We start from the raw sequence: 25,588 nt of genomic DNA, 5'->3' as shown, positions 1-25,588 counted from the left end.
TCAAAACCGCTGACCTGAAAACCAGATCAGGGCTGTGCAACCCGACATTATCCCAGCAGAAGCAGCCCAGCGGCCAATCCGGGCACGCACAAGGCCAATCGGGCCCGAAATCGGCCCCCTCAGCCCCTCAGCGCTTGCCAAAAATGGCCGTGCCCACACGCACCATGGTGCTGCCCTCCAAAATGGCGGCCTCCATGTCGGCCGACATGCCCATGGACAAGGTGTCCAGCTCTAGCCCCTGCCCCTTCAGGGCTTCGAGCAACTGCCGGGCCTGCCGATGCACCGCACGGGCGGCTTCTGGCGACTCGGCTGGCTCGGGAATGGTCATCAACCCACGCAGTTGCACGTTCGGCAAAGCAACGACGGCTTGGGCCAGCTCGGGCAAATCCTCTGGGGTCACGCCCGATTTGGTCTCGCCGCCGTCGACATTGACCTGGATGCAGACCTGCAAAGGCGGCAAGCTGGCCGGCCGCTGCTCCGACAGGCGCTGGGCGATCTTCAGGCGGTCGATGCTGTGCACCCAGTCAAAGTGCTCGGCCACCAGGCGGGACTTGTTGCTCTGGATGGGTCCGATGCAATGCCACTCCAGGGGCAAATCGCGCAAAGCGGTGATCTTGTCCACCGCTTCCTGGATGTAGTTTTCGCCAAAGACGGTTTGCCCGGCGGCATGGGCCTGGCGCACCGCATCGGGCCCCCAAGTTTTGGAGACGGCCAGCAAGCGCACGCTGGCCTCGGGGCGCCCTGCGGCCAGGCAAGCGGCCTGCATCTGCGCATGCACTTGCGCCAAATTGTCTGCAATCGAAGCGTTCATGGCCCCAAGGGTACCAAACGCCATGTCGCCCAATACACAGACACGCTGCGGGGTTGGGCGCGGGACTGCTAAATTAGCGGCCTATCTTTTTCACCCTCGAGACACATCCATGAGCCAAATCGCCAACAAGACCTACGAACCGACACCCGCCCGCCAAGTGGCCTTTTTGGGCCTGGGCGTGATGGGTTACCCCATGGCCGGGCACCTGGCCCGTGCCGGTCACCACGTCACCGTCTACAACCGCAGCGCCGCCAAAGCCGCCGCTTGGCTGGCCGAGTGCCCTGGCAACGCCAGCGCCCCCACCCCGCGCGAAGCCGTTGCCAATGCCGACATCGTGTTCGCCTGCGTGGGCAACGACGCCGACCTGCGCAGCGTGGTCTTAGGGCCAGACGGCGCATTCGCTGGCATGAAGCCCGGCGCCATCTTTGTGGACCACACCACCGCCTCGGCCGAAGTGGCCCGCGAGCTGTACGGCGAAGCCCAAAAGCTGGGCCTGCACTTTGTGGATGCGCCCGTGTCGGGCGGCCAGGGCGGCGCGCAAAACGGCGTGCTCACGGTCATGTGCGGTGGCGATCAAGCAGCATTCGACAACGTGCGCCCTGCCGCCATGGCTTTCTCGCGTGCCTTCACCCTGCTGGGCGAATCGGGCGCTGGCCAGCTGGCCAAGATGGTCAACCAGATCTGTATCGCCGGTCTGGTGCAGGGCTTGTCCGAAGCCGTGGCCTTTGGTCAAGCCGCTGGCCTGGACATGCACCAAGTGCTGGACGTCATCGGCAAAGGTGCCGCGCAAAGCTGGCAAATGGACAACCGCGGCAAGACCATGGCCGATGACAAATTTGATTTTGGCTTTGCCGTGGACTGGATGCGCAAAGACCTGGGCCTGGTGCTGGATGAAGCCAAACGCAACGGCGCCCGTCTGCCAGTGACCGCGCTGGTCGACCAGTTCTATGCCGATGTGCAGAAAATGGGCGGCGGCCGCTGGGACACCTCCAGCCTGATCCGCCGTCTGCGCTGAGCGTTTTGGGCATAAAAAAAGCGGCCACGGCCGCTTTTTTCATCTGGCGCTGAGCAATCTCACTTGGACATGGGCGGTTGGCTCAGCCGCTGCAATTCAGCTTCAGAGATTTCTTCAAACACGCGCACCACCTTGGACACACCGCCGACGCTGCGGGCGATATCGGTTGCACGTTTGGCTTCACGAGGGGTCACGCGGCCCATCAGGTAGACGATGCCGCGCTCTGTCACCACTTTGATGGCGTTGACCTGCAGGTCTTTGGCGTCCAGAAAGCCTGCCTTGACCTGACCGGTGATGACCGTGTCCTTGGAGCGTTGGCTCAGGCTGCTAGGCAAGGTCACGGCCAAATCATTGACCACGGTGCGCACATTCTCCTGGCTTTGAGCCAGCTTCTCTGCACGCTCTTTCAGTGCTTGCGTGCGCACTTCACCGGTCAACAAGGCCTGCTTGTTGTAGCTGGTCACGTTCAGGTGAACGCTGTCGCCCAGCTCTTGACGGATGGCGCTGCCCACTTTGATCTCGATGCCTTCATCTTCCACTTGCGAGCCCGTGGTGCGGCGATCGGTCGCCACCACCCCCGTCATGACTGCGCCACCCAAAAGCAAGGGCGCACAAGCCGACAAACCCGACAGGGCCAATGCAGCCAAAGTGCTCGTCAAAACCAAGGATTGAAGATTGCGTTTCATTTAAACAGGCTCCTGTTCACCCAACAACTGGGTGTCTATTCCATCACACAAACAGTGCAGCACCAGGTGCTGCACTTCGCGAATTCGCGCCACACGCTCATGAGGCACGCAGACATGCACATCGGTCTCGCGCAGCTGGCGCCCCAAAAGACCGCCGTTGTGGCCCGTCAAGGCCAGCACAGTCATCTCACGCTCATGGGCCGCTTGCACGGCTTCGACCAAAGCATGCTCCTCACCGTCGGCACTGATCAAGACCAGCACATCACCGGTCTGTCCCAAAGCACGCACCTGAAGCGCCAAAGCCCGACCATCTGGCCAGGCCGAAGCCATCAGGCCGTCCGAGGCCAGCGCCAGGGCGGCCAGGCCAGGCCGACCGCGCTCAAAGCCCCCCACCAACAACAAGGCCAGATACTGGGCCATGGCCGACGAGGCACCCATGCCCGCCGTCAAAACTTTGCCACCACCGGTCACGCAAGCGAGCACCGCCTGGACGGCCGCATCCACCGGCTTGGCCAAAGCCTCGGCCACTTGGTAGTGCAGGTCGGCACTGTCGATGAAATGCTGTTGAATGCGCAGGTCTAACATGGCTGGGGATGATAACCGCCCCTCCACACTTCACCGGGGCATTTCCCATGATTTTTGGTGTCTTGCCGTACGTCCTTCAAGCCGCATCAAAGGCTGCTGGCAACCACTGAGGTCCTTGTGCCTCAATCGTGACCACATCAAAGCGGGTCGGCGGCAAACGCCGCCAACGCAGCAGGTAGTGGTTTGCCGCAAACACGATGCGCCTTTGCTTTTGGAAACTCACACTGGCCGCTGCGCCGCCAAAGTCGCTGCGGCTGCGTTTTCGCACCTCCACAAACACCACCGTGCCGTCGGGCGTTTGCATGATCAGGTCGATTTCGCCGCCGCCACGCCCGGGCGTCCGATAATTGCGCTGCAGCAAGCGCAAACCGCGCTCTTGCAAATAGGCCAGCGCCTCGTCTTCGCCCGCATCACCCCGGGCCTTGGTCGTGGCGCTGCCGCTACCGTCTTTTTTGAGGAATTGCATTGACTCCGTCTCCCTTGTCTGCATCGTTCGCCCCAGCCCTTGCCGCCGCGAATGACGCTGCCGGACAGCAAAACCACCCGGTCAGCACACTGTATGTCGTGGCCACCCCGATTGGCAACCTGGCCGACATCAGCCTGCGCGCTTTGCACGTGCTGCAAAAAGTCGACGTCATCGCCTGCGAAGACACCCGCCACACCCAGCAGATGTTGCGCGCCTACGGCATTGACCGCCCGGGCGCCCAATTGCTGGCGGTGCACCAACACAACGAAGCCGAAGCCGCGCAAACCGTGATCGCGCGCCTGGCCCAGGGCGAACGCGTGGCCTATGTGAGCGATGCGGGCACCCCCGCCATCAGCGACCCGGGCGCACGCCTGGCGGCGGCTGTGCGGCAGGCCGGTTACCGCGTCTTGCCCCTGCCCGGCGCCAGCAGCGTGATCACGGTGCTGAGTGCCTCTGGCATGACCGGGGACGGTGGTTTTGTCTTCACCGGCTTTTTGCCCAGCAAAGCGGGAGAACGCCAACACGCCGTACAAGCCTTGGCGCAAGAAACCCGCGCTGTGGTGCTGCTCGAAGCCCCGCACCGCATCGAGGCGCTGGCCCAGGCGCTGGCGGTGTTGGGCGAGCGGCGCATCACCGTGGGACGGGAGCTGACCAAGCAGTTCGAGCAGATTGAGACCGTGGTGGCGCAAGACTTTGCGGCCTGGTTGGCTGAAAAACCGGACCGCCAGCGCGGTGAGTTTGCCTTGGTGGTGCACGACGCACCGGTCACCCAGACCAGCGGCGAAGGCTTGCGGGTGCTGCAATTGCTGCTGCCCGAACTGCCTTTGAAAACCGCCGTCAAGCTGACGGCCGAGATCACGGGTGAGTCGAAGAACGCGCTGTACGAGCAGGCTTTGGCGTTGAAGAAATAAACCGGTTGGGGATCACGCACACGGACCCTGGATCCAGTCCGGGGTGACAGCTTGCGCGCTCACGGGCGATCCAACCTTGTCATCCCGGGCTTGACCCGGGATCCATGAACACTGCTCAGCGTTTGCGCAAGCCCAGCCACATGACGGTGGACACCACCACCAAAGCGCCCACCAGCTGCATGGGCGCGATCGACTGACCCAGCAAGGCCCAAGCCAGCACCAGTGCAAACACGGGCTCCACATTCATGATGGCCGAGTTGCCCACCACGCCCAGCTTGGGCAGAACCATAAACATGATGGTGAAGGCCGTGCCGTACAAGAAGCACAACATGCCCAAACCCCACCAGCCGGGCTGGGCTGTGGGCAGGTGAAAGCCGCCTTGCGACATGGCGGCGGTGATCGAAAAAATGGCGACCAGGCCCATGGTCGAGAAGGTGCGCAGCCGACCGTCCAGGCCGCCCGCCTCGTGCTCCATCAGCACCATGGCCAAACCAAAGGTGGCCGAAGCCGCCAAGGCAAAAGCGATGCCCACCCCGATCTGGCTCCAATGCGCTGCCGCCCCCAAACCCGATGCGGCGCCGAACACATCGAGCGCCAGCGCCAGCCCCATCAGCATCAAGGGCATGGCCATGAGCACAGCACGCTCAGCCTTGTGGCCATACAAAACACGGGCCCAAAAAGCGGTGGTCAGCGGGTAGGTGTTGAAGGCCAGCAAAGCCAGCGCCACCGGCAAGCGGGCCACCGACGAATACAGACACACGCTTTGCACCGCGATCAGGGCGCCGATGGTCAACAGAAATTTCTTTTGCCGCAGCGTGGTGGCCAAGGACACCTTTTGTTGCCAGAGCACAAAACCCACCACCAAGGCCGTGACGAAGCTGCGCGCGCTGACGGCGGTGACCACATCCACGCCGTTGTTGAAGGCCAAACGGGCCGCCACATGGTTGGCCCCCATCATGAAGGCGATCAAGAGCAGTGTGGCAAAAGCGGTGCCCGTCAGGGCTTTGCGTGCGGTCGTCATGGTTTCATTGTGCGGGGTACAAGCCCAGCCCACTGGCATGCAGGCGACTCAAACCCAGAAGCGCATCGGTGAAGGGCGTGGCCACCTGCGTGAGCTGGCCCAGCTCGCGCACCGCGCTGACCAAGGCGTCCAGCTCCACCGGCTTGCCCGCTTGCACATCTTGCAGCATGGAGGTCTTGAACGCCCCCAACTTGCGGGTCATCGCGTGGCGGTCTTCGGGCTCTTGCGCAATCGGGATGCCGATGCGCTCGCCAATGGCTTTGGCCTCCAGCATCACGTTCGAGATGAAGCCGCGCACCAGCTCGTCGTCGAGGATGCGGTCGGTGGTGGCCCCGGTGATGGCGCTGACCGGGTTGACGGTCATGTTGCCCCAGAGCTTGTACCAAATGTCTTTTTGAATCTGCGGCGACAGCGTGGCGTTGAAGCCCGCTTGTTGCAGCAAGGCGTGCAAGGCTTGCACGCGAGGCGAGCTCTCGCCCGAAGGTTCGCCCACGATCAGTCCATCGCCGAAGTGGTGGCGGATCACGCCGGGTGCATCGACCGAGCAGCTCGCATGCACCACGCAGCCGATGATGTGCTGGGCAGGCAAGGCTTGGGCTATCGCGCCCTCGGGGTCCACCGAGCTGAGCGAGCGGCCTGCGACCGGCCCGCCAAAGCCCTGCAAAAACCACCAAGGCACACCGTTCATGGCTGTGAGCACCACGGTGTTGGGGCCGATCAGCGGCCCCACCTGCGCGGCCACCGAGGCCAATGCCGGGGCCTTGACCGAGATGACCACCAAGTCCTGTACCCCAAGGGTGGCCGCGTCGTTGGACGCGCTCACGGGCACGCTGTGCAGCGTACCGCCTTGGTGCATTTGCAAGCCGCTCTTTTGCAAGGCTTGCAAAGTATCCACACGCGCCAGCACGCTGACCTGCGCACCCGCTTGGGCCAAGTGCACACCCATCCAGCCACCAATGGCGCCTGCGCCGACGATGGCCACTTTCTTGAACTGGACCTCGCTCATGCGCGCCACCCGCTGTCCGTGCGGTCCATCTGGCGCACCAAGGCTTCAAAAACGTCTTGCCCTGCACCGTGGTTCGGGTTGAACTGCAAGGCATCGCGTGTGCACTTGGCGGCAATCGATTCGGGCACCGGGATCGGTTGGCCCATGCTTTGCGTGGCCAGCTGGATCTCGCAGGCGCGTTGCAGCGTCCACAAAACGGCAAAGGTCTGCGGCAAGGTCTGGCCCCAGGAGAGCAAGCCGTGGTTGCGCAAGATCACGGCGGGCTTGTTGCCAATGCTTTGCAGCACACGCGGCGCTTCGTCAGCATGGATGGTGATGCCCTCAAAGTCATGGTAGGCCACCATGTCGTGCAGTTGAGCCGAATAAAAATTGCTTTGCGAGAGGCCGCCTTGCAGGCAAGCGACCGCCACGCCTGCCGTGGTGTGGGTGTGCATCACGCAGTGCGCACTCTCGATGCCGCCGTGCAGCGTTGCATGCACCACGAAACCCGCCGGGTTCACCTTGTAGGGCGAGCCGTCCAACACCTCGCCTTGCATGTTGATCTTGACCAGGTTGCTGGCCGTGACCTCGCTGTAATGCAAGCCAAAGGGGTTGATGAGGAAATGCTTTTCGCCACCGGTCACGCTGTCGGGCAGGCGCAGGGTGATGTGGTTGTAGATCATCTCGGTCCAGCCGAGCATGGCAAACACGCGGTAGCAGGCGGCCAGCTGCAAACGTGCCTGCCACTCGTCGGGATGTACTTGCGCTTGCAGTGAAGGCACCACCGCTTGGGGTGTGGGGAACATGTCGGATCTCCTTGTGTTTTTGAACGTCGCCAGAATTTGAGCTTTGCCTTCATCACCCTGGACTTGTACTTTTGCTTTTGCTGTGGCTTTAGCTTTGTCACCCCGGACTTGTGCTTTGGCTTTGTCACCCCGGACTTGATCCGGGGTCCATGTGTCACTGCGCCTGCACTGGATGCCGGATCGAGTCCGGCATGGCCAACAGTTGCGATTGATCCGGCTCAGGTTTGTTGGGCTCAGATCCCCATCAATAGGTCGCACCTCGGGTGGGCGCCACAGCGGTAATGGCCGATTTGAAATGCGCCGCCAGATCGGCAGTCTGGCGCATCAGGATTTGCGTATCGAGGCCCACGGCCACGAACACCGCACCCAGCTGCAGGTACTGCGCAGCCAATTGCCGGTCGGGCGTGAGGATGCCGGGCGCCTTGCCAGCCTTGAGGATGCGGGCAATCGCATCGGCAATCGCCGCCTGCACATCGGGGTGGGCCGCGTTACCCACATGGCCCATGCTGGCCGAAAGGTCGGCCGGGCCGATGAACACGCCGTCCACACCGGGCGTGGCGACGATCGCGTCGAGGTTCTTCAGCGCCTCACGCGACTCAACCTGTACCAGCAAGCAAACTTCTTCGTTGGCGCGCTTGAAGTAGTCGGTGTAGTGGCCCCAGCGCGAAGCCCGAGCCCCGGCCATGCCGCGCACGCCGCCTTGGCCATCGTCCTGGGGGTAACGCATGGCTTGCACCAGCTGCGCGGCCTGCTCGGCCGTGTCGACCATGGGCACCAGGATGTTTTGCGCGCCGAGGTCCAGGTATTGTTTGATGAGCGCCGTCTCACCCACGGGCACGCGGCACACCGCATGGCTGCCGGGGTATGCGGCCAGCGTTTGAAGTTGCGCCTGGATGCTGCGCAGGTCGTTGGGGGCATGTTCACCGTCGATGACGAGCCAGTCGAATCCGGCCAGGGCGCAGATTTCGGCAGTGTAGGCACTGGCCAGCCCCATCCACAGGCCGATCTGGGGGCGCTTGTCTTTCAGGGCTTGTTTGAAAAGGTTGTGGGGTGTTTGCATGTCAGTTCCTGGGGGTTAAACAAATCGAAATTCAAGCTTGCCCAGCGGTCCATAGTCCGCGTCAAACACATCACCCACTTTGGCGGGCGCGGGCTTGGTGAAAGAGCCAGCCAAAACAATTTCTCCAGCTTGCAGGTGTTCGCCCCATGGGGCCAACTTGTTGGCCAACCAGGCAATGCCCACAGCGGGGTGCCCTTGCACGCCCGCTGCCAAGCCGGTTTCTTCGACCACACCGTTTTGGCGCAGCACCGCCCCGCACCAAGGCAGGTCGGTGGTCAGTGGCTCCACCCGCTTGGCCCCGAGCACGATGCCTGCATTGGCCGCGTTGTCGCTGATGGTGTCGTAGACCTTGCGCATGACCTTGGTGTGGCGGTCGAACTGCTCGATGCGCGAATCGATGATCTCGATCGCAGGAGTCACGTACTCGGTGGCCTCCAAGACTTGCCGCACCGTCACGTTGGGCCCGCGCAGTTCTTTCTTGAGGATGAAGGCCAGTTCGACCTCGACACGCGGGGCGATGAAATTCTTGAATGGGATGTCCAGCACCTGGCCCGGCGTGCAGGTGTACAGCATGTCGTCCAGCAGCGTGCCGTAGTCGGGCTCGTCGATCTGGCTGGAGACCTGCATGGCGCGGCTGGTGAGGCCAATCTTGTGGCCGATCATGGTGCGCCCTTCGGCGAACTTGATCTGCATCCAGGCGCGGTTGATGCGGTAGCCGTCTTCGATCGTCATGCCCGAGTAGCGCTTGGAAAAGTGCTCGATCTGCACGCGGGTTTTTTCAGATTGGTTGAGCTCGTGTGCGAGCTGTTGAATCTGGTCGTCGGTGAACACGGACATGGTTCAAGCCTTGTTGAAAAGCGGATGGAGGTTGCTGTGCTTGGCGTCGAACACTTCAGGCCCCACGTCAATTTGCAGCGTGATGCCGATGTGGCGCTGTGCCATCACGGGGGCAAAAAAGTCTTGGGCAACTGTCAGCAGCGTCTGCCCTGCACGTTGTTGCGTGGCCTCGCTGCGGCCACGGCCCATGCGCATGTTCAGGTACACAAAGGCGTAGTCACCCGTGCCGCCTGCCTCGCGCCCTGCAGCGCCGCCATCGGCCACCGCGTAATGCGGCGCGGGGTAGGCCAGCACACGCGTGCCGCCCGTCGGGAAAACCTGCTTGTCCTCTTCGTCTTTGACGGTGAGCATGGCGTCGGCCATCTGGCGGCACAGGGTGGTCATCTGGACTTCGGCGTCCAGTTGACCGGTGTAGAGGATCACGAGATGGGGCATGGGGCTTCCTTTGACTTTGTCATCCAGACTTTTCAGTTTTTCATCCAAAATTTTTAGTGTGTCATCCAAGCTTTTTAGTGTGTCATTGAAGCTTTTTAGTTTGTCATCCTCGGGCTTGACCCGAGGATCCATGGTGGTTCGGAGATGGATCCCGGATCAAGTCCGGGATGACAGAAAAATCCAAGACCGGGATCACCGAAAGACACATCCGTGTTGCGCATGCTCACAGCCTCGTGCTCACAGCGGTGTAACCCTGCGCACTGCTGGCTTGCGCGGCCGGAATGTGCTCACCCGTTTGCGGCGTCACCTCAAAAATGGCGTTCAGCTGTCCGGTACCCGAAGCGCCAAAGTAGGGTGTCACCATGTCCACACCGCCGTCGTAGTCCGTCCAGCCCAAAGCGCCCATCAGCATGGCGGTGTCGTGCATGAAGCCTTCCCCGTGGCCTTTGCTGGCGTACTCGGGCAGCATCTCGCAAAAGGCTTTCCATTCGCGCTGGTCCCACATGCGCAGCACCTGCTCGTCGAGTTTTTCGAGGAAGGGGCTCCAGATTTTGTGGGCGAATTCAGGGGCCAAACCGTTTTGGGCAAAGCGGTGGCTCAAGCTGCCGCTGGCCAAAAAAGCCACCTTGCCGTCGTAATGTTTTTCCACCGCTTCGCGCATGGCCCAGCCCAGGCGGGCGCTGTCATTGAGGTAGTGCGAGGTGCACAGGGCCGAGACCGAGATCACCTTGAAGTGCTGGTCTTCGTTCATGTAACGCAGCGGCACCAGCGTGCCGTATTCGGGCTGCAAGGTGGTGGCGTCGTGCGCCAGGGTTTCCACACCGTAGTCGTTGGCCACTTGTGCCAGCAAATGCCCCAGCGCCGGATTGCCAGGTGACTCGAAGGTCATGTTGCTGATGAAGTGCGGCAGTTCGTTGCTGGTGTAAACGCCCTTGAAGTGCAGGCCGCAATTGATGTGGTAACCGGCGTTGACCAGCCAGTGCGTGTCAAACACCACCAGCGTGTCCACGCCCATAGCGCGGCAACGGCGGCTGATTTCCTTGTGGCCGTCGATGGCGCTTTGGCGTGTGCCAAAGCGCGGACCGGGAATCTCGCTCAGGTACATGCTGGGCACGTGGGTGATTTTGGCGGCAAGCGCTAATTGGCCCATGGTCAGACTCCCCAATGCGGGATGTGGTGACCGCCCAGCGAGACCGCCACGTTTTTCGGCTCACAAAACACTTCGTAGCTCCAAGTGCCGCCCTCACGGCCGGTGCCGCTGGCCTTGGTGCCGCCAAAGGGTTGGCGCAGGTCGCGCACGTTTTGGCTGTTCACAAAGCACATGCCGGCTTCGACTGCAGCGGCCACGCGGTGCGCTTTGCCCAGGTTCTCGGTCCAGACGTAGCTGCTCAAACCGTATTCGATGTCGTTGGCTTTTTCAATGGCGTCGGCCTCGTCCTTGAAGGGGATCAGGCAAGCTACGGGGCCAAAAATTTCTTCTTGCGCGATGCGCATGCGGTTGTCCACGTCGGCAAACACGGTGGGCCAGACGAAGTTTCCGTTTTTCACATGCGCGGGCAAGTCGGCGGCGTAGCCGGGTTGATCCAGGCCACCGCACAGCATCGTTGCGCCCTCTTTGGGTCCGAGTTCGATGTAGCTGCGTACCTTGGCCATGTGGGCTTTACTGATCATCGGGCCGACAATGGTTTTTTCATCCAGCGGGTCGCCCACGGTGATGCGTTTGGCGCGCTCGGCAAACTTGGCAGCGAAGTCGGCGTAGATGCTTTGCTGCACCAAGATGCGGCTGCCTGCGGTGCAGCGCTCGCCGTTGTTGCTGAAGATCATGAAGACGGCGGCATCGAGTGCACGATCTAAATCAGCGTCTTCAAAGATCACAAACGGGCTCTTGCCGCCGAGCTCCATGCTGAACTTTTTGAGGCCTGCGCTCTGCACGATGCGGTTGCCCGTGACGGTGGAGCCGGTGAAGCTGATGGCGCGCACATCGCGGTGCGACACCAATGGTTCGCCCGCCTCTTTGCCGTAGCCGTGCACCAGATTCAAAACCCCGGCGGGCACGCCTGCTTCAAGGGCCAGCTCGCCCAGACGTGCAGCGGTCAATGGCGACAACTCGCTCATCTTGAGCACGGCGGTGTTGCCAAAAGCCAGACACGGCGCGACCTTCCAGGTGGCGGTCATGAAGGGCACGTTCCACGGGCTGATCAGCGCGCACACGCCGACCGGGTGGAACAGCGTGTAGTTCAGGTGCGTGGGCGTGGGGTAGGTGTGGCCGTCCACACGGGTGCACATTTCGGCAAAGTAGTGGAAGTTATCCGCCGCGCGCGGCACCAGCTGCTTGCCGGTCTGGCTGATGGTCTGGCCGCAGTCTTTCGTCTCGGTCTCGGCAATCTCAGGGACGTGTTTCGTGATCAGATCGCCCAGTTTGCGCATGATCTTGGCGCGCTCGGTGGCGGGCGTGCCCGCCCACTTGGGGAAGGCGGCTTTGGCGGCGGCGACGGCAGCGTTGACTTCCGCTTCGCCGCCGGAGGCGACTTCGGCCAGCACTTCTTGCGTGGCCGGGTTGACGGTTTCAAAGTAGTCGCGGCCTGCGACGGACTGGCCGTTGATGAGGTGGTCGATTTTCATGGGGTTCTTTCAGAGAGCGCTTGCTGTCAATGCGAGTGAGTCAAAGTGGTCATTGCGAGCGAAGCGTGGCAATCCAGTCTTGAGTTTGATCACGCACCATGGCCTGAACCAACGCCTCTGCTGGATTGCCGCGTCGCAAGCGCCTCGCAATGACAGGCCATAACAAGCTCATGCTTTGACGATGGTGTTGGTCAAAGCGCCGAGGCTTTCAATCTCGGTGACGATCACGTCACCGGGGTTCACGTTGACCACGCCGTCGGGCGTGCCAGTCAAGATCAAGTCCCCGGGGTTGAGCGTCATGAAGCTGCTGAAGTATTCGATCAGCGTGGGCACATCGAAAATCATGTCGGCGGTGCTGCCGCTTTGCGTGACCTGGCCGTTGACGGTGGTCTGCAACTTCAGAGCCATGGGGTTGGGGACATCGGCCGCGTCGACCAACCAAGGGCCAATCGGCGTGCAGGTGTCGCGGTTTTTCACGCGCAGATTGGGGCGGTACCAGTTTTCCAGGTAGTCGCGTATGGCGTAGTCGTTGGCCACGCTGTAACCGGCCACGAAGTCGTAGGCATCGGCCTTCTTCACGTGGCGGGCCGTGCGGCCGATGACCACCGCCAGCTCGCACTCGTAGTGCATGAACTTCACCTCGGCCGGGCGATAGGTCATGGCCTTGTGCCCGACCAGCGAAGCCTCGCCTTTCATGAAAGCCAGCGGTTCTTCCGGCGCCTTGAAGGCCAATTCCTTGGCGTGGTCGGCGTAGTTCAGGCCTAACGCGATCACGGTGCGCGGCTGGGGCACTGGCGCCAATGGCGGGAGCCAGACGACCTCGTCAAAGCCCACCCGCCGACCGGCGTGAGGCCCCTGGGTCAGCCACAGCTGACCGTCCGATTCGATGGCTTTGTGGATGCCACCCGACCAAGCGACGCGTGCGTGCTTCATGCGGCACCTCCTTGCAGACGAACGGTTTGTTGCAGGCTGACAAAGCCCGGCGCTGAAATCATGACGCGGTCACCGTGTCGGGCTTTGGGGCGCGTGCCATCGGGCAGGCAGTCGGTGCCCACCATCAGCACATCGCCAGGCTGCAAGCTCATGAACTCGCTCACATCGGCCAGCAGTGTGGCGGCATCGCGGACCATGGACGACAAGCGCACACGCTGCACCACGGCATCGTTCAGGCGCACTTCGATTTCCAGATCGTTCCAGTCGCTCAAGGCCTGGCAGGCCGTGGTTTGCAAGGGCAAAGCCAGGTAGCCGTCACGGCAGCGGTATTTGATCGGCGGGCGGTAGTAACTCATGTGCGGCACAGACCAGTCGCACAGCAAGGCCCCGGCGGCCACCTGACCCCCTTCACCGATGACCAGCCCCAGTGTGCCGCCCACATCGACTTCCTTGATGCCGTCTTCCAGCAGCAGGTCGTGCCCGGCCGGGTTGAAGGTGTTGGCGCTCTTGACATACAGCACAGGCGCTTGGGGTGGTGCCTTGTGCGGCTCGTCGTTCATGCGCGGCGCTCGGATGTCCCACTCTCGGCGAAAGTTGAGCAAGGTGCCATACACCGTGCCCTCGGGTTGCCAGGGCCGTTGTGAAGTCCGGGTCATTTGCATGTCTTATGCCTCCTCGTTCATGTCTTGGTCGGCGCTGTCCTGCGGCACTTGCAGGGCGATCACGCCGTCGAGCAATTCGTACAAAGCTGTCAATTTGGTCTTGCCCAGTTCACGCTCCATCCAGGCGTAGTGCGCTTCGATGGTTTCCGACAGGGCTTGCACTTTGGCCAGCCCTGCGGCCGTGGCCCGCACCACGGTGCGGCGGGCATCTTGCGGGCAACGCGCCCGATCGATCAGGCCATCGCGCTCCATGCGGGCCAGCACACCGGTCAGGCTCGGGCCCAGCAAATACGCCTCGCGGGCCACACGACCGGTCTCCACCCCTGCCACCTCATCGGCATGCTCGCCCAGCACCCGCAGCACACGCCACTGCTGGTCGGACAAGCCATGCTGGCGCAGGCTGGGCCGCGTGTGCGCCATGACCGCCTCGCGTGCTTCCAGCAGCAGGCGGGGCAAATTGCGGTGAACAAATGGGGTGCGGCTCGTCATTTATTTAACATGTTAAATGATTTCTCCACACCACAACATCGGGACAACCCTGAGACACCCGCCAAAGCCATTACAGTCAGCGCATGTCTTCATGTCTTGACCTCTTGGGCTTGTCCGCCCCCATCATCCAGGCCCCCATGGCCGGGGTGCAAAACCACCGGCTGGCCGCCGCCGTTTGCCGTGCGGGCGGTCTGGGCTCATTGCCAGCCGCCATGCTCAGCGCCAGCGACTTGCAGGCGCAATTGCAAGCGCTGAGCCAAGCCACAGACAAGCCTTACAACGTCAACTTCTTTTGCCACGCGCAGCCCACACCCGATGCGGCCCAAGAAAGCGCTTGGCGCGAGCAGCTGCAGCCCTTTTACCGGGAACTGGGTCTGGACGCAGCAAACATCGCCAGCGGCCCGGGCCGGGTGCCGTTCAACCACGCGTCAGCCGATGTGCTGGAAGCCTTTCGCCCTGCGGTGGTCAGCTTTCACTTCGGCCTGCCCTCACCTGAACTGGTGGCCCGCGTCAAAAGTTGGGGCACCATCGTCTTGTCGTCGGCCACCACGGTCGATGAAGCCCTCTGGCTGCAAGCGCACGGCGCCGATGCCGTGATCGCCCAGGGGCTGGAAGCAGGTGGCCACCGGGGCATGTTCCTCAGCAGCGATGTGTCCACCCAAATGGGCAGCTTCGCCCTGCTGCCCCAAATCGTTCGAGCCGTGCGCGTGCCCGTCATCGCGGCCGGGGGCATCGCCGACGCGGCGGGCGTGCAAGCGGCCAAAGCGCTCGGAGCGGCGGGCGTGCAAATTGGCACCGCCTATTTGTGCAGCGACGAAGCCAACACCAGTGCCTTGCACCGCACCGCGCTGCTGTCGCCTGCGGCGCGGCACACGGCCTTGACGAATGTGTTCACCGGCCGGCCTGCACGCGGCATCGTCAACCGCGTCATGCGCGAACTGGGTGCCATGAGTCCGCTGGCGCCCAACTTCCCGCTGGCCACGGCGTCCATGGCACCGCTTCGCGCAGCGGCCGAAGCCCAAGGCCGCAGCGACTTCACACCCCTGTGGGCGGGCCAGAACACAGCCCACATGCAGACGGGCCCCGCAGCAGACATCACACACCGCTTCATCGCCGCTTGGCGGGCTTGATCAGGCACACTACAAAGCTCATCTGACGTTCGCACCCAACACCGCACATGGCCAAAGACAAATCGATTTACACCTGCACCGAATGCGGCGGCACCAGCGCCCGCTGGATGGGAAAATGCCCCAGCTGCAACGCTTGGAACACGCTGATCGAGGGCTCGGCAGAACCGGCTGCGGGCAAAAACCGTTTTGGTTCGGTGCATGCCTCACTGGCCCCCACGTCCGAGGTGTTGCCGCTGTCGCAAATTGAAGCGGCCGACTTCGAACGCCACCCCACCGGCATCGACGAGCTGGACCGCGTGCTGGGCGGCGGCATGGTCGAAGGCGGTGTGGTGCTGATCGGTGGCGATCCGGGCATTGGCAAATCCACCTTGCTGCTGCAGGCGGTGGACGCTTTGCAGCGCAGCGGCATGAACACGCTGTATGTGACGGGCGAAGAAAGCGGCGCCCAAGTGGCCATGCGTTCGCGCCGCCTGGGCCTGCCGGATTCATTGGTGCCGGTGTTGCCCGAGATCCAGCTTGAAAAAATCCTGCACACCTTGCAGTCGCGCCAGCCCAACATCGCCATCATCGACTCGATCCAGACGGTGTATTCAGACCAACTGACTTCCGCGCCCGGCTCGGTGGCGCAGGTGCGTGAATGCGCGGCGCACCTGACGCGCACCGCCAAATCCACCGGCACCACCATCGTGCTGGTCGGCCATGTGACCAAAGAAGGCGCACTGGCTGGCCCCCGCGTGCTGGAGCACATGGTGGACACGGTGCTCTACTTTGAAGGCGACACGCATTCGAACTTTCGCCTGATCCGCGCCATCAAAAACCGCTTTGGCGCGGTGAACGAGATTGGCGTGTTCGCCATGACCGAAAAAGGCCTCAAGGGCGTGAGCAACCCCAGCGCCATCTTCTTGAGCCAGCACACCGAGCCGGTGCCCGGCAGCTGCGTGATGGTCACGCTCGAAGGCTCGCGCCCGCTGTTGGTGGAGATTCAGGCCCTGGTGGACTCAGGCGGCCCGAGTCCACGGCGCTTGAGTGTGGGCCTGGAACGCGACCGCTTGGCCATGTTGCTGGCGGTGCTGCACCGACATGCGGGCGTGGCCTGCATGGACCAGGACGTGTTTGTCAACGCCGTGGGCGGTGTGCACATCCGCGAGCCCGCGGCCGACCTGGCGGTGATGCTGGCCATCACCAGCAGCCTGCGCGGCAAGCCGCTGCCCAAAGGCTTCATCGCCTTTGGCGAGGTGGGCTTGGCTGGTGAAGTGCGCCCTGCCCCACGTGGCCAGGACCGCCTGAAAGAAGCCGCCAAGCTGGGCTTCAAAGTGGCCGTAGTGCCCAAAGCCAATGCACCCAAGAAGAATGACAAGTCGTTTGAAGGCCTGACCATTTACCCGGTGGACCGGATCGAAGAAGCGATGCAGGTGGTGCGGGGGCTGGATTGACCCCCTCTTGAGCAAGGCACAATCCCCCTCCATGAATTTCACCAAAATCCTGGCCCCTGTGGCCATCATTGTTTTCACTGCGGGCGCTTGGCGTCAATTTGGTTGGGCGGGCGTCGCTTTAGCCGCTGGCGGCGTGGTCATGTGGATCTTGCTGCATTTCACGCGGATGATCACCATCCTGAAAAAAGCCGCCAACCGACCGATTGGCCACGTGGCCAGCGCCGTGATGCTCAACGCCAAGCTCAAAAAGGACGTCAGCCTGATGCATGTCATCGCCATGACACGCTCACTGGGCAGTCTGCAAAGCCCCAAAGACGAGCAGCCCGAGGTTTTCACTTGGACAGACACGGGGCAATCCAGCGTGACTTGCACTTTCATCGGAGGCAAATTGACCGAATGGTCACTGCATCGCCCCGAAAATACAGAACCGATGACCCCGTAAAATGGGTATTTTTACAGCCAACAAACCCTCTTCTAAGGAACCCTGATGAGCGTCGTAATTCCTTCTATGTCAGACCGTGACGGCAAAATCTGGATGGACGGCCAAATGGTCGATTGGCGCGACGCCAAGATCCATGTGCTGAGCCACACCCTGCACTACGGTTGCGGCGCCTTTGAAGGCGTGCGCGCTTACAAAACCGAGCAAGGCACGGCCATCTTCCGCCTGCAAGAACACACCGACCGCCTCTTCAACAGCGCCAAGATTTTGCGCATGAATATCCCTTTCACCAAAGACCAAGTCAACCAAGCACAACGCGATGTGGTCCGTGAAAACAATTTGGAAAGCGGCTACATCCGCCCTCTCACCTGGATTGGCGATAAAAAGCTGGGCGTGAGCCCCAAGGGCAACACCATCCACCTGATGGTCGCAGCTTGGACCTGGGGCGCCTACTTGGGCGAAGAAGGCATGAAACGCGGCATCCGCGTGAAGACCTCCAGCTACACCCGCCACCACGTCAACATCACCATGACGCAAGCCAAGGCGGTGAGCAACTACACCAACTCGATCCTGGCCAACATGGAAGTGACCGACGAAGGCTACGACGAAGCCCTGTTGCTCGACACCTCGGGCTTCGTGTCCGAAGGTGCTGGCGAAAACATCTTCGTGGTCAAAGACGGCGTGATTTATACACCCGATTTGTCGGCCGGGGCCTTGAACGGCATCACCCGCAACACCGTGTTCCACATCGCCAAGGACCTGGGCCTGGAGATTGTGCAAAAGCGCATCACGCGCGACGAGATCTACATCGCCGACGAAGCCTTCTTCACTGGCACAGCCGCCGAAGTGACGCCTATCCGCGAATTGGACCGCATCGAACTGGGCACGGGCAGCCGCGGCCCGATCACCGAGAAAATTCAATCCGCGTTCTTTGACATCGTCAACGGCCGCAACCCCAAGTACGCCCACTGGCTGACTTTGGTTTAAGGACACCACAACATGAGCAACACCATCGAACTGCTGGCCGCTGACCTGAACCCCCAAGGCGGCGTGTTCTGCCCCAGCCCCAAAGCCGACATGAAGCTGTGGAACAGCCACCCCAAGGTGTACCTGGACGTGGCCAAAACCGGCCAAGCCAAGTGCCCTTATTGCGGCACCGAGTACAAACTCAAGGCGGGTGAGGTTGTGGGGCACGGACACTGAGCTGGCTCCGTTTTCGCAGTCGCCGCATGGCTGAAACCTCTGTTCATGACTTGGATGACGTCACGATCATTGTCGTGACGTACAACAGCGCCCATTGCTTGGCAGAATTGGGCCGATCCTTGGCCGAATGCCCGCACATCGTCATTGCAGACAACGGCAGTGATGATGGTTGCGCTGCTGCTGCCAGACGGCATCTGCCAAACGCGCAGGTGATTGAGCTACAGCGAAACCTGGGATTTGGAACCGCCAACAACCGGGCGCTGAAACAAATCAAAACCCCCTTTGCGCTCCTGCTGAACCCCGACTGCGAGATCACACCCGCAGCCATACGGGCACTGATGCAAACGGCCCAGACTTACCCCCAGGCCGCCCTCATTGCCCCACAGCTGCTGCATGCAGACAAGAGCCCGGACATCAACTACCGTTGGCCTCATCTGCTGTGGGATTCGAAAGGGCCGGGTATTCAAGAGGGTCCTGCCTGCGTGGGTTTTGTATGCGGAGCCGCTATGCTTTTTCGAATCCAAGCCTTCGATGACATTGGATTCTTTGACGAGCGGTTTTTCCTCTACTACGAAGACGATGACCTGTGCGTGCGGCTTTTCAATGCCAAGCGCGCCATGATCATTGACCCCGCGATCACTGCGGTGCATCGGTCAAGGGGCTCCGTCAAAGGGAAAAGCCCCTTGAAGAGCGAATTCATTCGCGGATATCACCACGCGCAATCCAAGCTCATCTTCACGGCCAAACACATTCGGCTTGAGCAAGCCATTGCGCAACGAAAAAAGCTGATCATCCAGACTTGCTTGGCTCTGCCACTGCGAATACTTTTACCGGCACCCCGCCTGATTGCTCGAATGTATGGTCGACTTCGTGGTGTGATCGATTGGAAACCCCATGAAAACTAATGCCCCTACCTTGTGCATTGGCATCCTCACCATGAATGAGGAACGCCGCATCACACAATGCATAGAAAGCGCTAAATTCGCAGACCAGATCGTGGTGGTGGACAGCGGCAGCAAAGACAACACGGTCGCCATGGCACAGACCCTCGGTGCGCAAGTGCACACCCATGCTGACTGGCAAGGTTTTGCCGAACAACGCAACCGCCTGCTTCAATACGCCACTTGTGACTACATCTTCTTTCTGGATGCGGACGAGGTCATCACACCGGAATTACAGGCTGAAATTCAAGCTGCTGTATCGAGTGGGCGCAAGGCCGCATGGAAAATCCTTTGGAATCAAGTCGCTTACGGCAAGTCGCTGACTCGGATGAAGTCTACGGGCGGGGTCATGCGACTTTTCCAGTCTGCCAATTTACTCCGCTTCGAAGGGGTGGTTCACGAACACGCTGTACTCGCAGACCCAACGACACCTGTGATCACTTGCAAAGGGCGATTGCTTCATTATTCGCGTGAAACGGTTTACGGCAGCTTGCAAAAATTGGCTCAATACGCTCAGCTGGGTGCTGCAAAACGCGCTAAAGCAGGCAAGCGCGGCGGCGTATTGCGTGGTTTCGCGTCGGCTTTTGCAAACTTCATCCAGCTTTACTTTTTCCGGCGTGGTTTTCTATGCGGTGCTGAAGGCTTTCTCTTTTGCTTCTTCATCGCCCTGGAATGCTTTTTCCGTTATGCCATGTTGCATTACGACAAAGACACTCTTGAAAAAATTGTGACACGGTAAATACATGCACATCCTTTTCATCAACAGGGCGGTGATTCCAGTTTTCGCCTATAGTGGAACAGAGAGAGTGATCTGGGATTTGGGCCTGGCCTTGGTCAAAATGGGGCACCGCGTCAGCTATTTGGTCCCATCAGGCTCTCAATGCCCATTCGGGCAAGTCATCGAGATTCAGGAAGAACTCGACTGGCAAAGCCAAATCCCGGTAGATGTGGATGTGGTTCATTTCCAATTCAACCCAGGTCTTGAACTGACACTGGATCGTCCTTGGCTGATGACTCAGCACGGCAACTCACAGGTGGGCGAGGTCCTGCCCGCCAACACGGTCTTTGTTTCTCGCGATCATGCTCAAAGGCACAACGCCCGATGCCATGTGCACAACGGACTGGATTGGTCCGCTTATGGGCCTGTCGAGCTGAGCAAGCCCGATGATTATTTCCACTTTCTCGGCAAAGCAGCATGGCGGGTCAAAAACGTTCAAGGAGCGATTGACACTTGTTTGCAAGCACCGGCTAATTTGGTGGTCATGGGTGGTAACCGCTTGAATTTAAAACGTGGATTTCGATTCACCTGGTCTAGAAAAATCCAGTTCAAAGGCATGGTTGGAGGAGAAACTAAATTTTCCGTGATGAGGCGATCCAAAGGCTTGGTCTTTCCCGTTCGATGGCACGAGCCATTTGGTTTGGCCGTCATCGAAAGTCTGTATTTTGGTTGCCCAGTGTTTGCGACACCCTATGGCGCGCTACAAGAACTGGTTCCTGCAGCCTGCGGTGTTCTGTCTAACCATCAGTCGGATTTGGCTGCAGCACTGACCGAACAGTTGTTCGACCGTGAGACTTGTCACCTCCACGCACGCGAAAATTTCAATGCCGAAAAAATGGCGCAAGGTTATTTGCATGTTTACTCGAGCTTGCTGAGTGGCGCCCCACTGAATGAAACACAGCCCTGTATGATCGAGCCCGCATCGCCATTACCTTGGCTCAAGAACAGTCACAGATAGGCAGCGTCTCGAGTTTCAACGCGGCGCTCGACACCATCGGACCTCAAAACAAGCCCCCTGCTCCGGCTTGTGCACACAGCGCACAGTGCCATGGTGGCGCTCCACAATCGACTTGACCAACGATAAGCCCAGCCCCACCCCACCCACGCGCTCACTGGCGCCGGGCAAGCGGAAGAAGGGCTCAAAAATGCGTTCACGGTATTCAGGAGGCACACCTGGCCCGTTATCGCACACAGTCAAAAGCACTTGCTTTTTTTCTGACCGCAAAGACAAAACAATGCCTTCGCCATCTGCAGCAGTTGCGCCATACCGGCGCGCGTTTTCAAGCAGGTTGCGCACCATGCGGCGCAGCAGTTTGGCCACGCCCTGCACTTCCAGCGTATGCATGCCGCCCGGCACATCCAGCAAAGCGCCTACGCGGGCGCATTCTTCAGCGCACAAGCCCACCAAGTCCACCGCTTCGATGGTGCCCATGTCGGCTTCTTTGGCATCCAGTCGGCTGGCCAGCAAAATCTCGTCGATCAACTGATCGAGCTCGGCCATGTTGCGCAAGATTTCAGCGCGGGTGCGCTGGCGCATGTCGGCATTGGCCACATCCATCAACTCCAGACCCATGCGGATGCGGGCCATCGGCGAACGCAATTCATGCGAGGCGTTGGCCAGCAAAGACTTTTGCGAAGCCATCAGCCCCTCAATGTGCCCAGCCGCCTGGTTGAAGCGTTGCGACAAATCGGCCACTTCATCGTCGCCTTGCACCGGCACGCGGGCCGATAAATCGCCCTCGCCCCAGCGCTGCACACCACGTTGCAGACCTTCCAGGCGCTGCGTCAAGCGCCGCACCACCGGGTACAAACCCAAGGCCACGGCCAGCCCGATCAAGCCCAACATCCAGAAAAAACCATACGGCGGTGTGGCCCACCAAGGTGGCTCACGGTGCAGACGATGCGGGGGGCGACCATCCTCCCACTTGCGCTGGATTTGCAGTTGCACCTCGCGTCCGTCGGGCAGGGTGAATGCAAAATCCAAAGGCATGCCCGGGCGCTGTCTCGGGGCGGAAGTCCCCAACACTTCGCCTTGAGGCGTCATGATGATCCAGTCGCGCGGCATGGGCGGCGGCGTGTTGTGCTCCATGCTGGCTCGCCAAAACCACCCGACCACCAGCATCAACACGGCCACGCCAGCCACCACGGCCAGCCATATGCGCAGGTACAAATGCCTGGACAGCCCTTTGAACATCACTCAGTCCTGCTGGCGCGCAAACACATAGCCCACGCCGCGCACCGTCAAGATGCGTTGCGGTGCTTTCGGGTCGGCCTCAATGGCTGCGCGGATGCGCCCCATGTGCACATCGATGGAGCGGTCAAACGCTTCCAGCTCACGCCCGCGCACCGCTTCCATGATCTGGTCGCGCGTCAGCACGCGACCTGCGCGTTCGGCCAGCGCCACCAGCAGATCAAACTGGTACGAGGTCAAATCACACGCTTGTCCCTTGACAGAGACGCGTCGTGCATCGCGGTCAATTTCCAAAGAACCAAACTGCATCGCCTGCGCACTGGTCGCCGTGTCTGTGCCTTTGCGCCGCAAGATGGCTTTGATGCGGGCCAGCAACTCGCGCGGCTCAAAGGGTTTGGGCAAGTAGTCATCAGCCCCCATCTCCAGGCCAATGATGCGGTCCATCGGGTCGCCTTTGGCCGTGAGCATGAGCACCGGCACCTGACCGAGCGCACCAGGCAAGGACCGGATGCGCTGACACACTTGCAAACCGTCCATGTCGGGCAGCATCAGATCCAGGATCACCAGGTCCACACCCGCAGATTGCAGCCGTGACAAACCCGTCTGGGCATCGGGCGCGTGACTCACCTCAAAACCTGAAGCACCCAGGTATTGCGACACCATGCCCGCCAAGCGGACATCGTCTTCAATCATCAATAGTTGTTGCATGAATGCATCATCCTCTTTGAGCCAGTGCCGGGCGTATCGCTTGTGTAAAGCTGGGTAAATCTATCGGGTTTGCGCGCGCTGCGAAGATGGTGGAGATGGACCCCGGATCAAGTCCGGGGTGACAGTTCTGCTAAGTCATCCCGGCCTTGAGCCGGGATCCATGCATGCTTAGGGCAAGGTACTCATTCACTGCGCGCATGCACCCTTGAGGCCAACGCCACCAACAGCAACACCGGCACACCCAACCAAGCCGTCACCTGAAAGAAATACGCGTAGCCGTAGGCGTTCACAAAGTCCCCCGAGAACCCCGCGATGAACTTGGGCAACAACAACATCATCGAACTGAGCAGCGCATACTGCGTGGCTGAATAACTGATGTTGGTCAGCGAAGACAAATAGGCGATGAACGCAGCCGAGGCGATGCCGCTGGCCAAGTTATCGGCAGACACCACCCAAATCAGCGCCGTTACATCGTGGCCGACACCGCTGAGCCAGGCAAACAGCATATTGCTCGCTGCGCTCAAGATGGCGCCCAGCATCAGGATGCGCATCACGCCCCAACGGGCCGACAACACGCCGCCAATGAACGCCCCCAGCAAAGTCATCACCACGCCATAGACCTTGGTCACCGCCGCCACTTCGTCCTTGGTGAAACCCATGTCCACATAAAACGGGTTGGCCATGATGCCCATGACCACATCGCTGATGCGGTACACCGCGATCAGCGCCAGCACCAACACCGCCTGCCAGCGGTAGCGGCGCCAGAAATCGGCAAACGGATCGACCAGCGCACCCTGCACCCACTCGGCCACATTGCGGGCAGGCTTCATCGCAGCGGGCACGGGCTCGGGCGAGCCCAACACCATCAACATGCCTGGCAACAAACTGAACGCCATCACCAAATAAGCGGTTTGCCAAGCGGCCTGTGCGTAGCCCGTGGTCTCTGCGCCTTGCGCACGTGCGGCAATCCACAGCACCCCGGCACCAGCCCAGATCATGGCCAGGCGATACCCCGTTTGGTACGTGGCGGCCAGCGCCGCTTGCGCGTTCACTTCGGCCGACTCGATGCGGTACGCGTCCAGCGCGATGTCTTGCGTGGCCGATGCAAACGCCACCGCCAAAGCACAGGCCACCAATGGGCCCAGCACCTGCGACGGGTCATTCAAAGCCATGCCCACCAAGCCCACCATGATGACCGCCTGCGACAGCAGCAACCAACTGCGGCGACGACCCAAGCGCGCCGTCAGCCACGGGATCGGCAAACGGTCCACCAAAGGGGCCCACATCCATTTGACACCGTAGGCCAAACCCACCCAACTCAAATAGCCGATCGTGCTGCGGTCAATGCCCGCCTCACGCAGGCGAAAGCTCAAGGTGCCCAGCACCAGCAACAGCGGCAAGCCCGCCGAAAACCCCAACAACAGCATGCGCAAACTGGCCGGTTGCAAATACAAACGCAGCGACTCACGCCAAGTGCGTGCAGACGCTTCAGGAGGGCTGGTGTTTTCAATCATGGCTCGATTATCAGGCCATGCAAAATGACAACTTCTTGGTTATGATCAGCCTCTATGTGCTGGCTCTGCGACCTCAAAACCCCCTCATCCTCTTTGGCAACTTCTGGCGGACACCGCTGGAACGCGCGCAGGGGTTTCTTGTTGGCTGCAGGTGCCACGGCCGCAGGCTCGGCCTTGGCACAAGTCGACGTCGGCTCGGCCTCCAGCATGCGCAACCTGGTGCCCGCCGAAACCCTTGAAAACTCGGCTCGTCAGCAGTACAGCCAGGTGCTGGCCGATGCGCGCTCCAAAGGTGCATTGGCACCCGATGGCCACCCCCAACTGCAACGCCTGCATGAGATTGCCAAACGACTCATCCCACACACCGCGCAATGGAATTCACGAGCCCGCGAGTGGAAGTGGCAAGTCAACCTGATCGGCAGCAAGCAGCTCAACGCCTGGTGCATGCCCGGCGGCAAGATCGCGTTCTACACAGGCATCCTGGACCAACTGCATTTGAGCGACGACGAAGCCGCCATGATCATGGGCCACGAAATGGCCCACGCCCTGCGCGAGCATGCCCGCGAACGCATGGCCAAAAGCAAAGTCACCGGCGTTGGCCTGTCGATTGCCTCGCAATTGCTGGGCTTGGGTGCGCTGGGCGATGCAGCGGCCAATATGGGCACGCAACTGCTGAGCCTCAAATACAGCCGCGACGATGAAACCGAAGCCGACTTGGTGGGTTTGGAGATCGCTGTGCGCGCAGGCTTCCGTCCCGAAGCCAGCGTTGCGCTGTGGAAGAAGATGCAAGCCGCGTCCGGCGGCAACAACAACGCCTCTTTCTTGTCCACCCACCCCAGCGGCGCTAACCGCATCCAAGAGCTCGAAGCCAACCTGCCCAAAGTGCAGCACCTGTACGAACAGGCTGCGCAACGCTGATCAACCGTC

29 protein-coding genes are annotated in these 25,588 nt (G+C 60.9%); 11 read left to right on the top strand and 18 right to left on the bottom strand.

The window, feature by feature from the left end:
• Positions 1-127: 127 nt before the first annotated feature.
• On the bottom strand, positions 128-811 hold the full coding sequence (locus B9Z43_RS10025; protein WP_108325022.1) for a YggS family pyridoxal phosphate-dependent enzyme: 684 nt from the start codon (positions 809-811) through the stop codon (positions 128-130).
• 109 nt (positions 812-920) lie between these two features.
• Here B9Z43_RS10025 and B9Z43_RS10020 point away from each other — a divergent pair, with 109 nt between their 5' ends.
• Positions 921-1,826: an NAD(P)-dependent oxidoreductase gene (locus B9Z43_RS10020; protein WP_108325020.1), complete on the top strand. Its 906-nt coding sequence runs from the start codon at positions 921-923 to the stop codon at positions 1,824-1,826.
• Positions 1,827-1,885: 59 nt separating this feature from the next.
• Here B9Z43_RS10020 and B9Z43_RS10015 read toward each other — a convergent pair whose 3' ends face one another.
• The 3 genes from B9Z43_RS10015 to B9Z43_RS10005 all read right to left on the bottom strand — a co-directional run bounded on the left by B9Z43_RS10015 (position 1,886) and on the right by B9Z43_RS10005 (position 3,563).
• Positions 1,886-2,512: a BON domain-containing protein gene (locus B9Z43_RS10015; protein ID WP_108325018.1), complete on the bottom strand. Its 627-nt coding sequence runs from the start codon at positions 2,510-2,512 to the stop codon at positions 1,886-1,888.
• Complete coding sequence (locus B9Z43_RS10010) at positions 2,513-3,097, bottom strand: SIS domain-containing protein (RefSeq protein WP_108325016.1); 585 nt, start codon at positions 3,095-3,097, stop codon at positions 2,513-2,515.
• Positions 3,098-3,173: 76 nt separating this feature from the next.
• Positions 3,174-3,563 (bottom strand): YraN family protein, encoded by a 390-nt coding sequence (locus B9Z43_RS10005; protein WP_108325013.1) that lies wholly within the window; start codon positions 3,561-3,563, stop codon positions 3,174-3,176.
• A 14-nt stretch (positions 3,564-3,577) separates the two neighbouring features.
• On the opposite strand from B9Z43_RS10005, the gene rsmI reads away from it, so the two are divergent.
• Entirely contained in the window at positions 3,578-4,474 is an 897-nt protein-coding gene (rsmI, locus tag B9Z43_RS10000; RefSeq protein ID WP_108325011.1) for a 16S rRNA (cytidine(1402)-2'-O)-methyltransferase, read from the top strand.
• Between the two features lie 115 nt (positions 4,475-4,589).
• On the opposite strand, the gene B9Z43_RS09995 is transcribed toward rsmI, so the two are convergent.
• The 11 genes from B9Z43_RS09995 to hpaR form a co-directional block, all read right to left on the bottom strand.
• Positions 4,590-5,495: a DMT family transporter gene (locus B9Z43_RS09995; RefSeq protein ID WP_108325560.1), complete on the bottom strand. Its 906-nt coding sequence runs from the start codon at positions 5,493-5,495 to the stop codon at positions 4,590-4,592.
• Positions 5,496-5,499: 4 nt separating this feature from the next.
• Entirely contained in the window at positions 5,500-6,501 is a 1,002-nt protein-coding gene (locus tag B9Z43_RS09990) for a 2-dehydropantoate 2-reductase (RefSeq protein ID WP_108325558.1), read from the bottom strand.
• Positions 6,498-7,286: a class II aldolase/adducin family protein gene (locus B9Z43_RS09985; protein ID WP_108325009.1), complete on the bottom strand. Its 789-nt coding sequence runs from the start codon at positions 7,284-7,286 to the stop codon at positions 6,498-6,500. The genes B9Z43_RS09990 and B9Z43_RS09985 overlap by 4 nt, the downstream gene beginning before the upstream one ends.
• A 244-nt stretch (positions 7,287-7,530) precedes the next feature.
• On the bottom strand, positions 7,531-8,346 hold the full coding sequence (locus B9Z43_RS09980; RefSeq protein WP_108325007.1) for an aldolase/citrate lyase family protein: 816 nt from the start codon (positions 8,344-8,346) through the stop codon (positions 7,531-7,533).
• Between the two features lie 15 nt (positions 8,347-8,361).
• Complete coding sequence (gene hpaH / locus B9Z43_RS09975) at positions 8,362-9,183, bottom strand: 2-oxo-hept-4-ene-1,7-dioate hydratase (RefSeq protein ID WP_369910174.1); 822 nt, start codon at positions 9,181-9,183, stop codon at positions 8,362-8,364.
• 3 nt (positions 9,184-9,186) lie between these two features.
• Positions 9,187-9,618, bottom strand: a complete 432-nt coding sequence (locus B9Z43_RS09970) for a 5-carboxymethyl-2-hydroxymuconate Delta-isomerase (RefSeq protein ID WP_108325554.1) — start codon at positions 9,616-9,618, stop codon at positions 9,187-9,189.
• A 223-nt stretch (positions 9,619-9,841) separates the two neighbouring features.
• Complete coding sequence (gene hpaD / locus B9Z43_RS09965) at positions 9,842-10,768, bottom strand: 3,4-dihydroxyphenylacetate 2,3-dioxygenase (protein ID WP_108325005.1); 927 nt, start codon at positions 10,766-10,768, stop codon at positions 9,842-9,844.
• A 2-nt stretch (positions 10,769-10,770) separates the two neighbouring features.
• Positions 10,771-12,240, bottom strand: a complete 1,470-nt coding sequence (hpaE, locus tag B9Z43_RS09960) for a 5-carboxymethyl-2-hydroxymuconate semialdehyde dehydrogenase (protein ID WP_108325003.1) — start codon at positions 12,238-12,240, stop codon at positions 10,771-10,773.
• A gap of 168 nt (positions 12,241-12,408) precedes the next feature.
• Entirely contained in the window at positions 12,409-13,173 is a 765-nt protein-coding gene (locus B9Z43_RS09955; RefSeq protein WP_108325001.1) for a fumarylacetoacetate hydrolase family protein, read from the bottom strand.
• A complete protein-coding gene (locus B9Z43_RS09950; protein WP_233250076.1) occupies positions 13,170-13,835 on the bottom strand; it encodes a fumarylacetoacetate hydrolase family protein in 666 nt (221 codons plus the stop codon). The genes B9Z43_RS09955 and B9Z43_RS09950 overlap by 4 nt, the downstream gene beginning before the upstream one ends.
• Positions 13,836-13,838: 3 nt before the next feature.
• A complete protein-coding gene (gene hpaR / locus B9Z43_RS09945; RefSeq protein WP_108324997.1) occupies positions 13,839-14,324 on the bottom strand; it encodes a homoprotocatechuate degradation operon regulator HpaR in 486 nt (161 codons plus the stop codon).
• 83 nt (positions 14,325-14,407) lie between these two features.
• On the opposite strand from hpaR, the gene B9Z43_RS09940 reads away from it, so the two are divergent.
• The 8 genes from B9Z43_RS09940 to B9Z43_RS09905 are packed head-to-tail and all read left to right on the top strand — an operon-like array spanning position 14,408 to position 21,206.
• The gene (locus tag B9Z43_RS09940) at positions 14,408-15,454 is read left to right on the top strand and encodes a nitronate monooxygenase family protein (protein ID WP_108324995.1); all 1,047 of its coding nucleotides are present in this window, start codon (positions 14,408-14,410) and stop codon (positions 15,452-15,454) included.
• A gap of 47 nt (positions 15,455-15,501) precedes the next feature.
• Positions 15,502-16,887 (top strand): DNA repair protein RadA, encoded by a 1,386-nt coding sequence (radA, locus tag B9Z43_RS09935; protein ID WP_108324993.1) that lies wholly within the window; start codon positions 15,502-15,504, stop codon positions 16,885-16,887.
• Positions 16,888-16,918: 31 nt separating this feature from the next.
• Positions 16,919-17,329 carry a glycerate kinase gene (locus B9Z43_RS09930; RefSeq protein WP_108324991.1) on the top strand — a complete coding sequence of 137 codons (411 nt, stop codon included), beginning with the start codon at positions 16,919-16,921 and terminating at the stop codon, positions 17,327-17,329.
• Between the two features lie 45 nt (positions 17,330-17,374).
• Positions 17,375-18,313 (top strand): branched-chain amino acid transaminase, encoded by a 939-nt coding sequence (locus B9Z43_RS09925; RefSeq protein ID WP_108324989.1) that lies wholly within the window; start codon positions 17,375-17,377, stop codon positions 18,311-18,313.
• A gap of 12 nt (positions 18,314-18,325) precedes the next feature.
• Complete coding sequence (locus tag B9Z43_RS09920) at positions 18,326-18,529, top strand: zinc-finger domain-containing protein (RefSeq protein WP_108324987.1); 204 nt, start codon at positions 18,326-18,328, stop codon at positions 18,527-18,529.
• A 26-nt stretch (positions 18,530-18,555) separates the two neighbouring features.
• On the top strand, positions 18,556-19,434 hold the full coding sequence (locus B9Z43_RS09915; protein ID WP_108324985.1) for a glycosyltransferase family 2 protein: 879 nt from the start codon (positions 18,556-18,558) through the stop codon (positions 19,432-19,434).
• Entirely contained in the window at positions 19,424-20,209 is a 786-nt protein-coding gene (locus B9Z43_RS09910) for a glycosyltransferase family 2 protein (protein ID WP_108324983.1), read from the top strand. The genes B9Z43_RS09915 and B9Z43_RS09910 overlap by 11 nt, the downstream gene beginning before the upstream one ends.
• A 4-nt stretch (positions 20,210-20,213) precedes the next feature.
• The gene (locus B9Z43_RS09905; RefSeq protein ID WP_108324981.1) at positions 20,214-21,206 is read left to right on the top strand and encodes a glycosyltransferase; all 993 of its coding nucleotides are present in this window, start codon (positions 20,214-20,216) and stop codon (positions 21,204-21,206) included.
• Between the two features lie 15 nt (positions 21,207-21,221).
• Here B9Z43_RS09905 and B9Z43_RS09900 read toward each other — a convergent pair whose 3' ends face one another.
• The 3 genes from B9Z43_RS09900 to B9Z43_RS09890 all read right to left on the bottom strand — a co-directional run bounded on the left by B9Z43_RS09900 (position 21,222) and on the right by B9Z43_RS09890 (position 24,661).
• Complete coding sequence (locus B9Z43_RS09900) at positions 21,222-22,442, bottom strand: HAMP domain-containing sensor histidine kinase (protein ID WP_108324979.1); 1,221 nt, start codon at positions 22,440-22,442, stop codon at positions 21,222-21,224.
• 3 nt (positions 22,443-22,445) lie between these two features.
• Entirely contained in the window at positions 22,446-23,147 is a 702-nt protein-coding gene (locus tag B9Z43_RS09895; RefSeq protein ID WP_108324977.1) for a response regulator, read from the bottom strand.
• 182 nt (positions 23,148-23,329) lie between these two features.
• On the bottom strand, positions 23,330-24,661 hold the full coding sequence (locus B9Z43_RS09890; protein WP_108324975.1) for an MFS transporter: 1,332 nt from the start codon (positions 24,659-24,661) through the stop codon (positions 23,330-23,332).
• A 54-nt stretch (positions 24,662-24,715) separates the two neighbouring features.
• On the opposite strand from B9Z43_RS09890, the gene B9Z43_RS09885 reads away from it, so the two are divergent.
• Positions 24,716-25,579 (top strand): M48 family metallopeptidase, encoded by an 864-nt coding sequence (locus B9Z43_RS09885; protein WP_108324973.1) that lies wholly within the window; start codon positions 24,716-24,718, stop codon positions 25,577-25,579.
• The last annotated feature ends 9 nt before the right edge of the window (positions 25,580-25,588 follow it).

Source organism: Limnohabitans sp. MMS-10A-192 (assembly GCF_003063335.1).
In the GTDB taxonomy this organism is placed as follows: Bacteria; Pseudomonadota; Gammaproteobacteria; order Burkholderiales; family Burkholderiaceae_C; genus Limnohabitans_A.
Note: the sequence above shows the minus strand (reverse complement) of the source record. Positions and strands in the feature narration are given on the sequence as shown.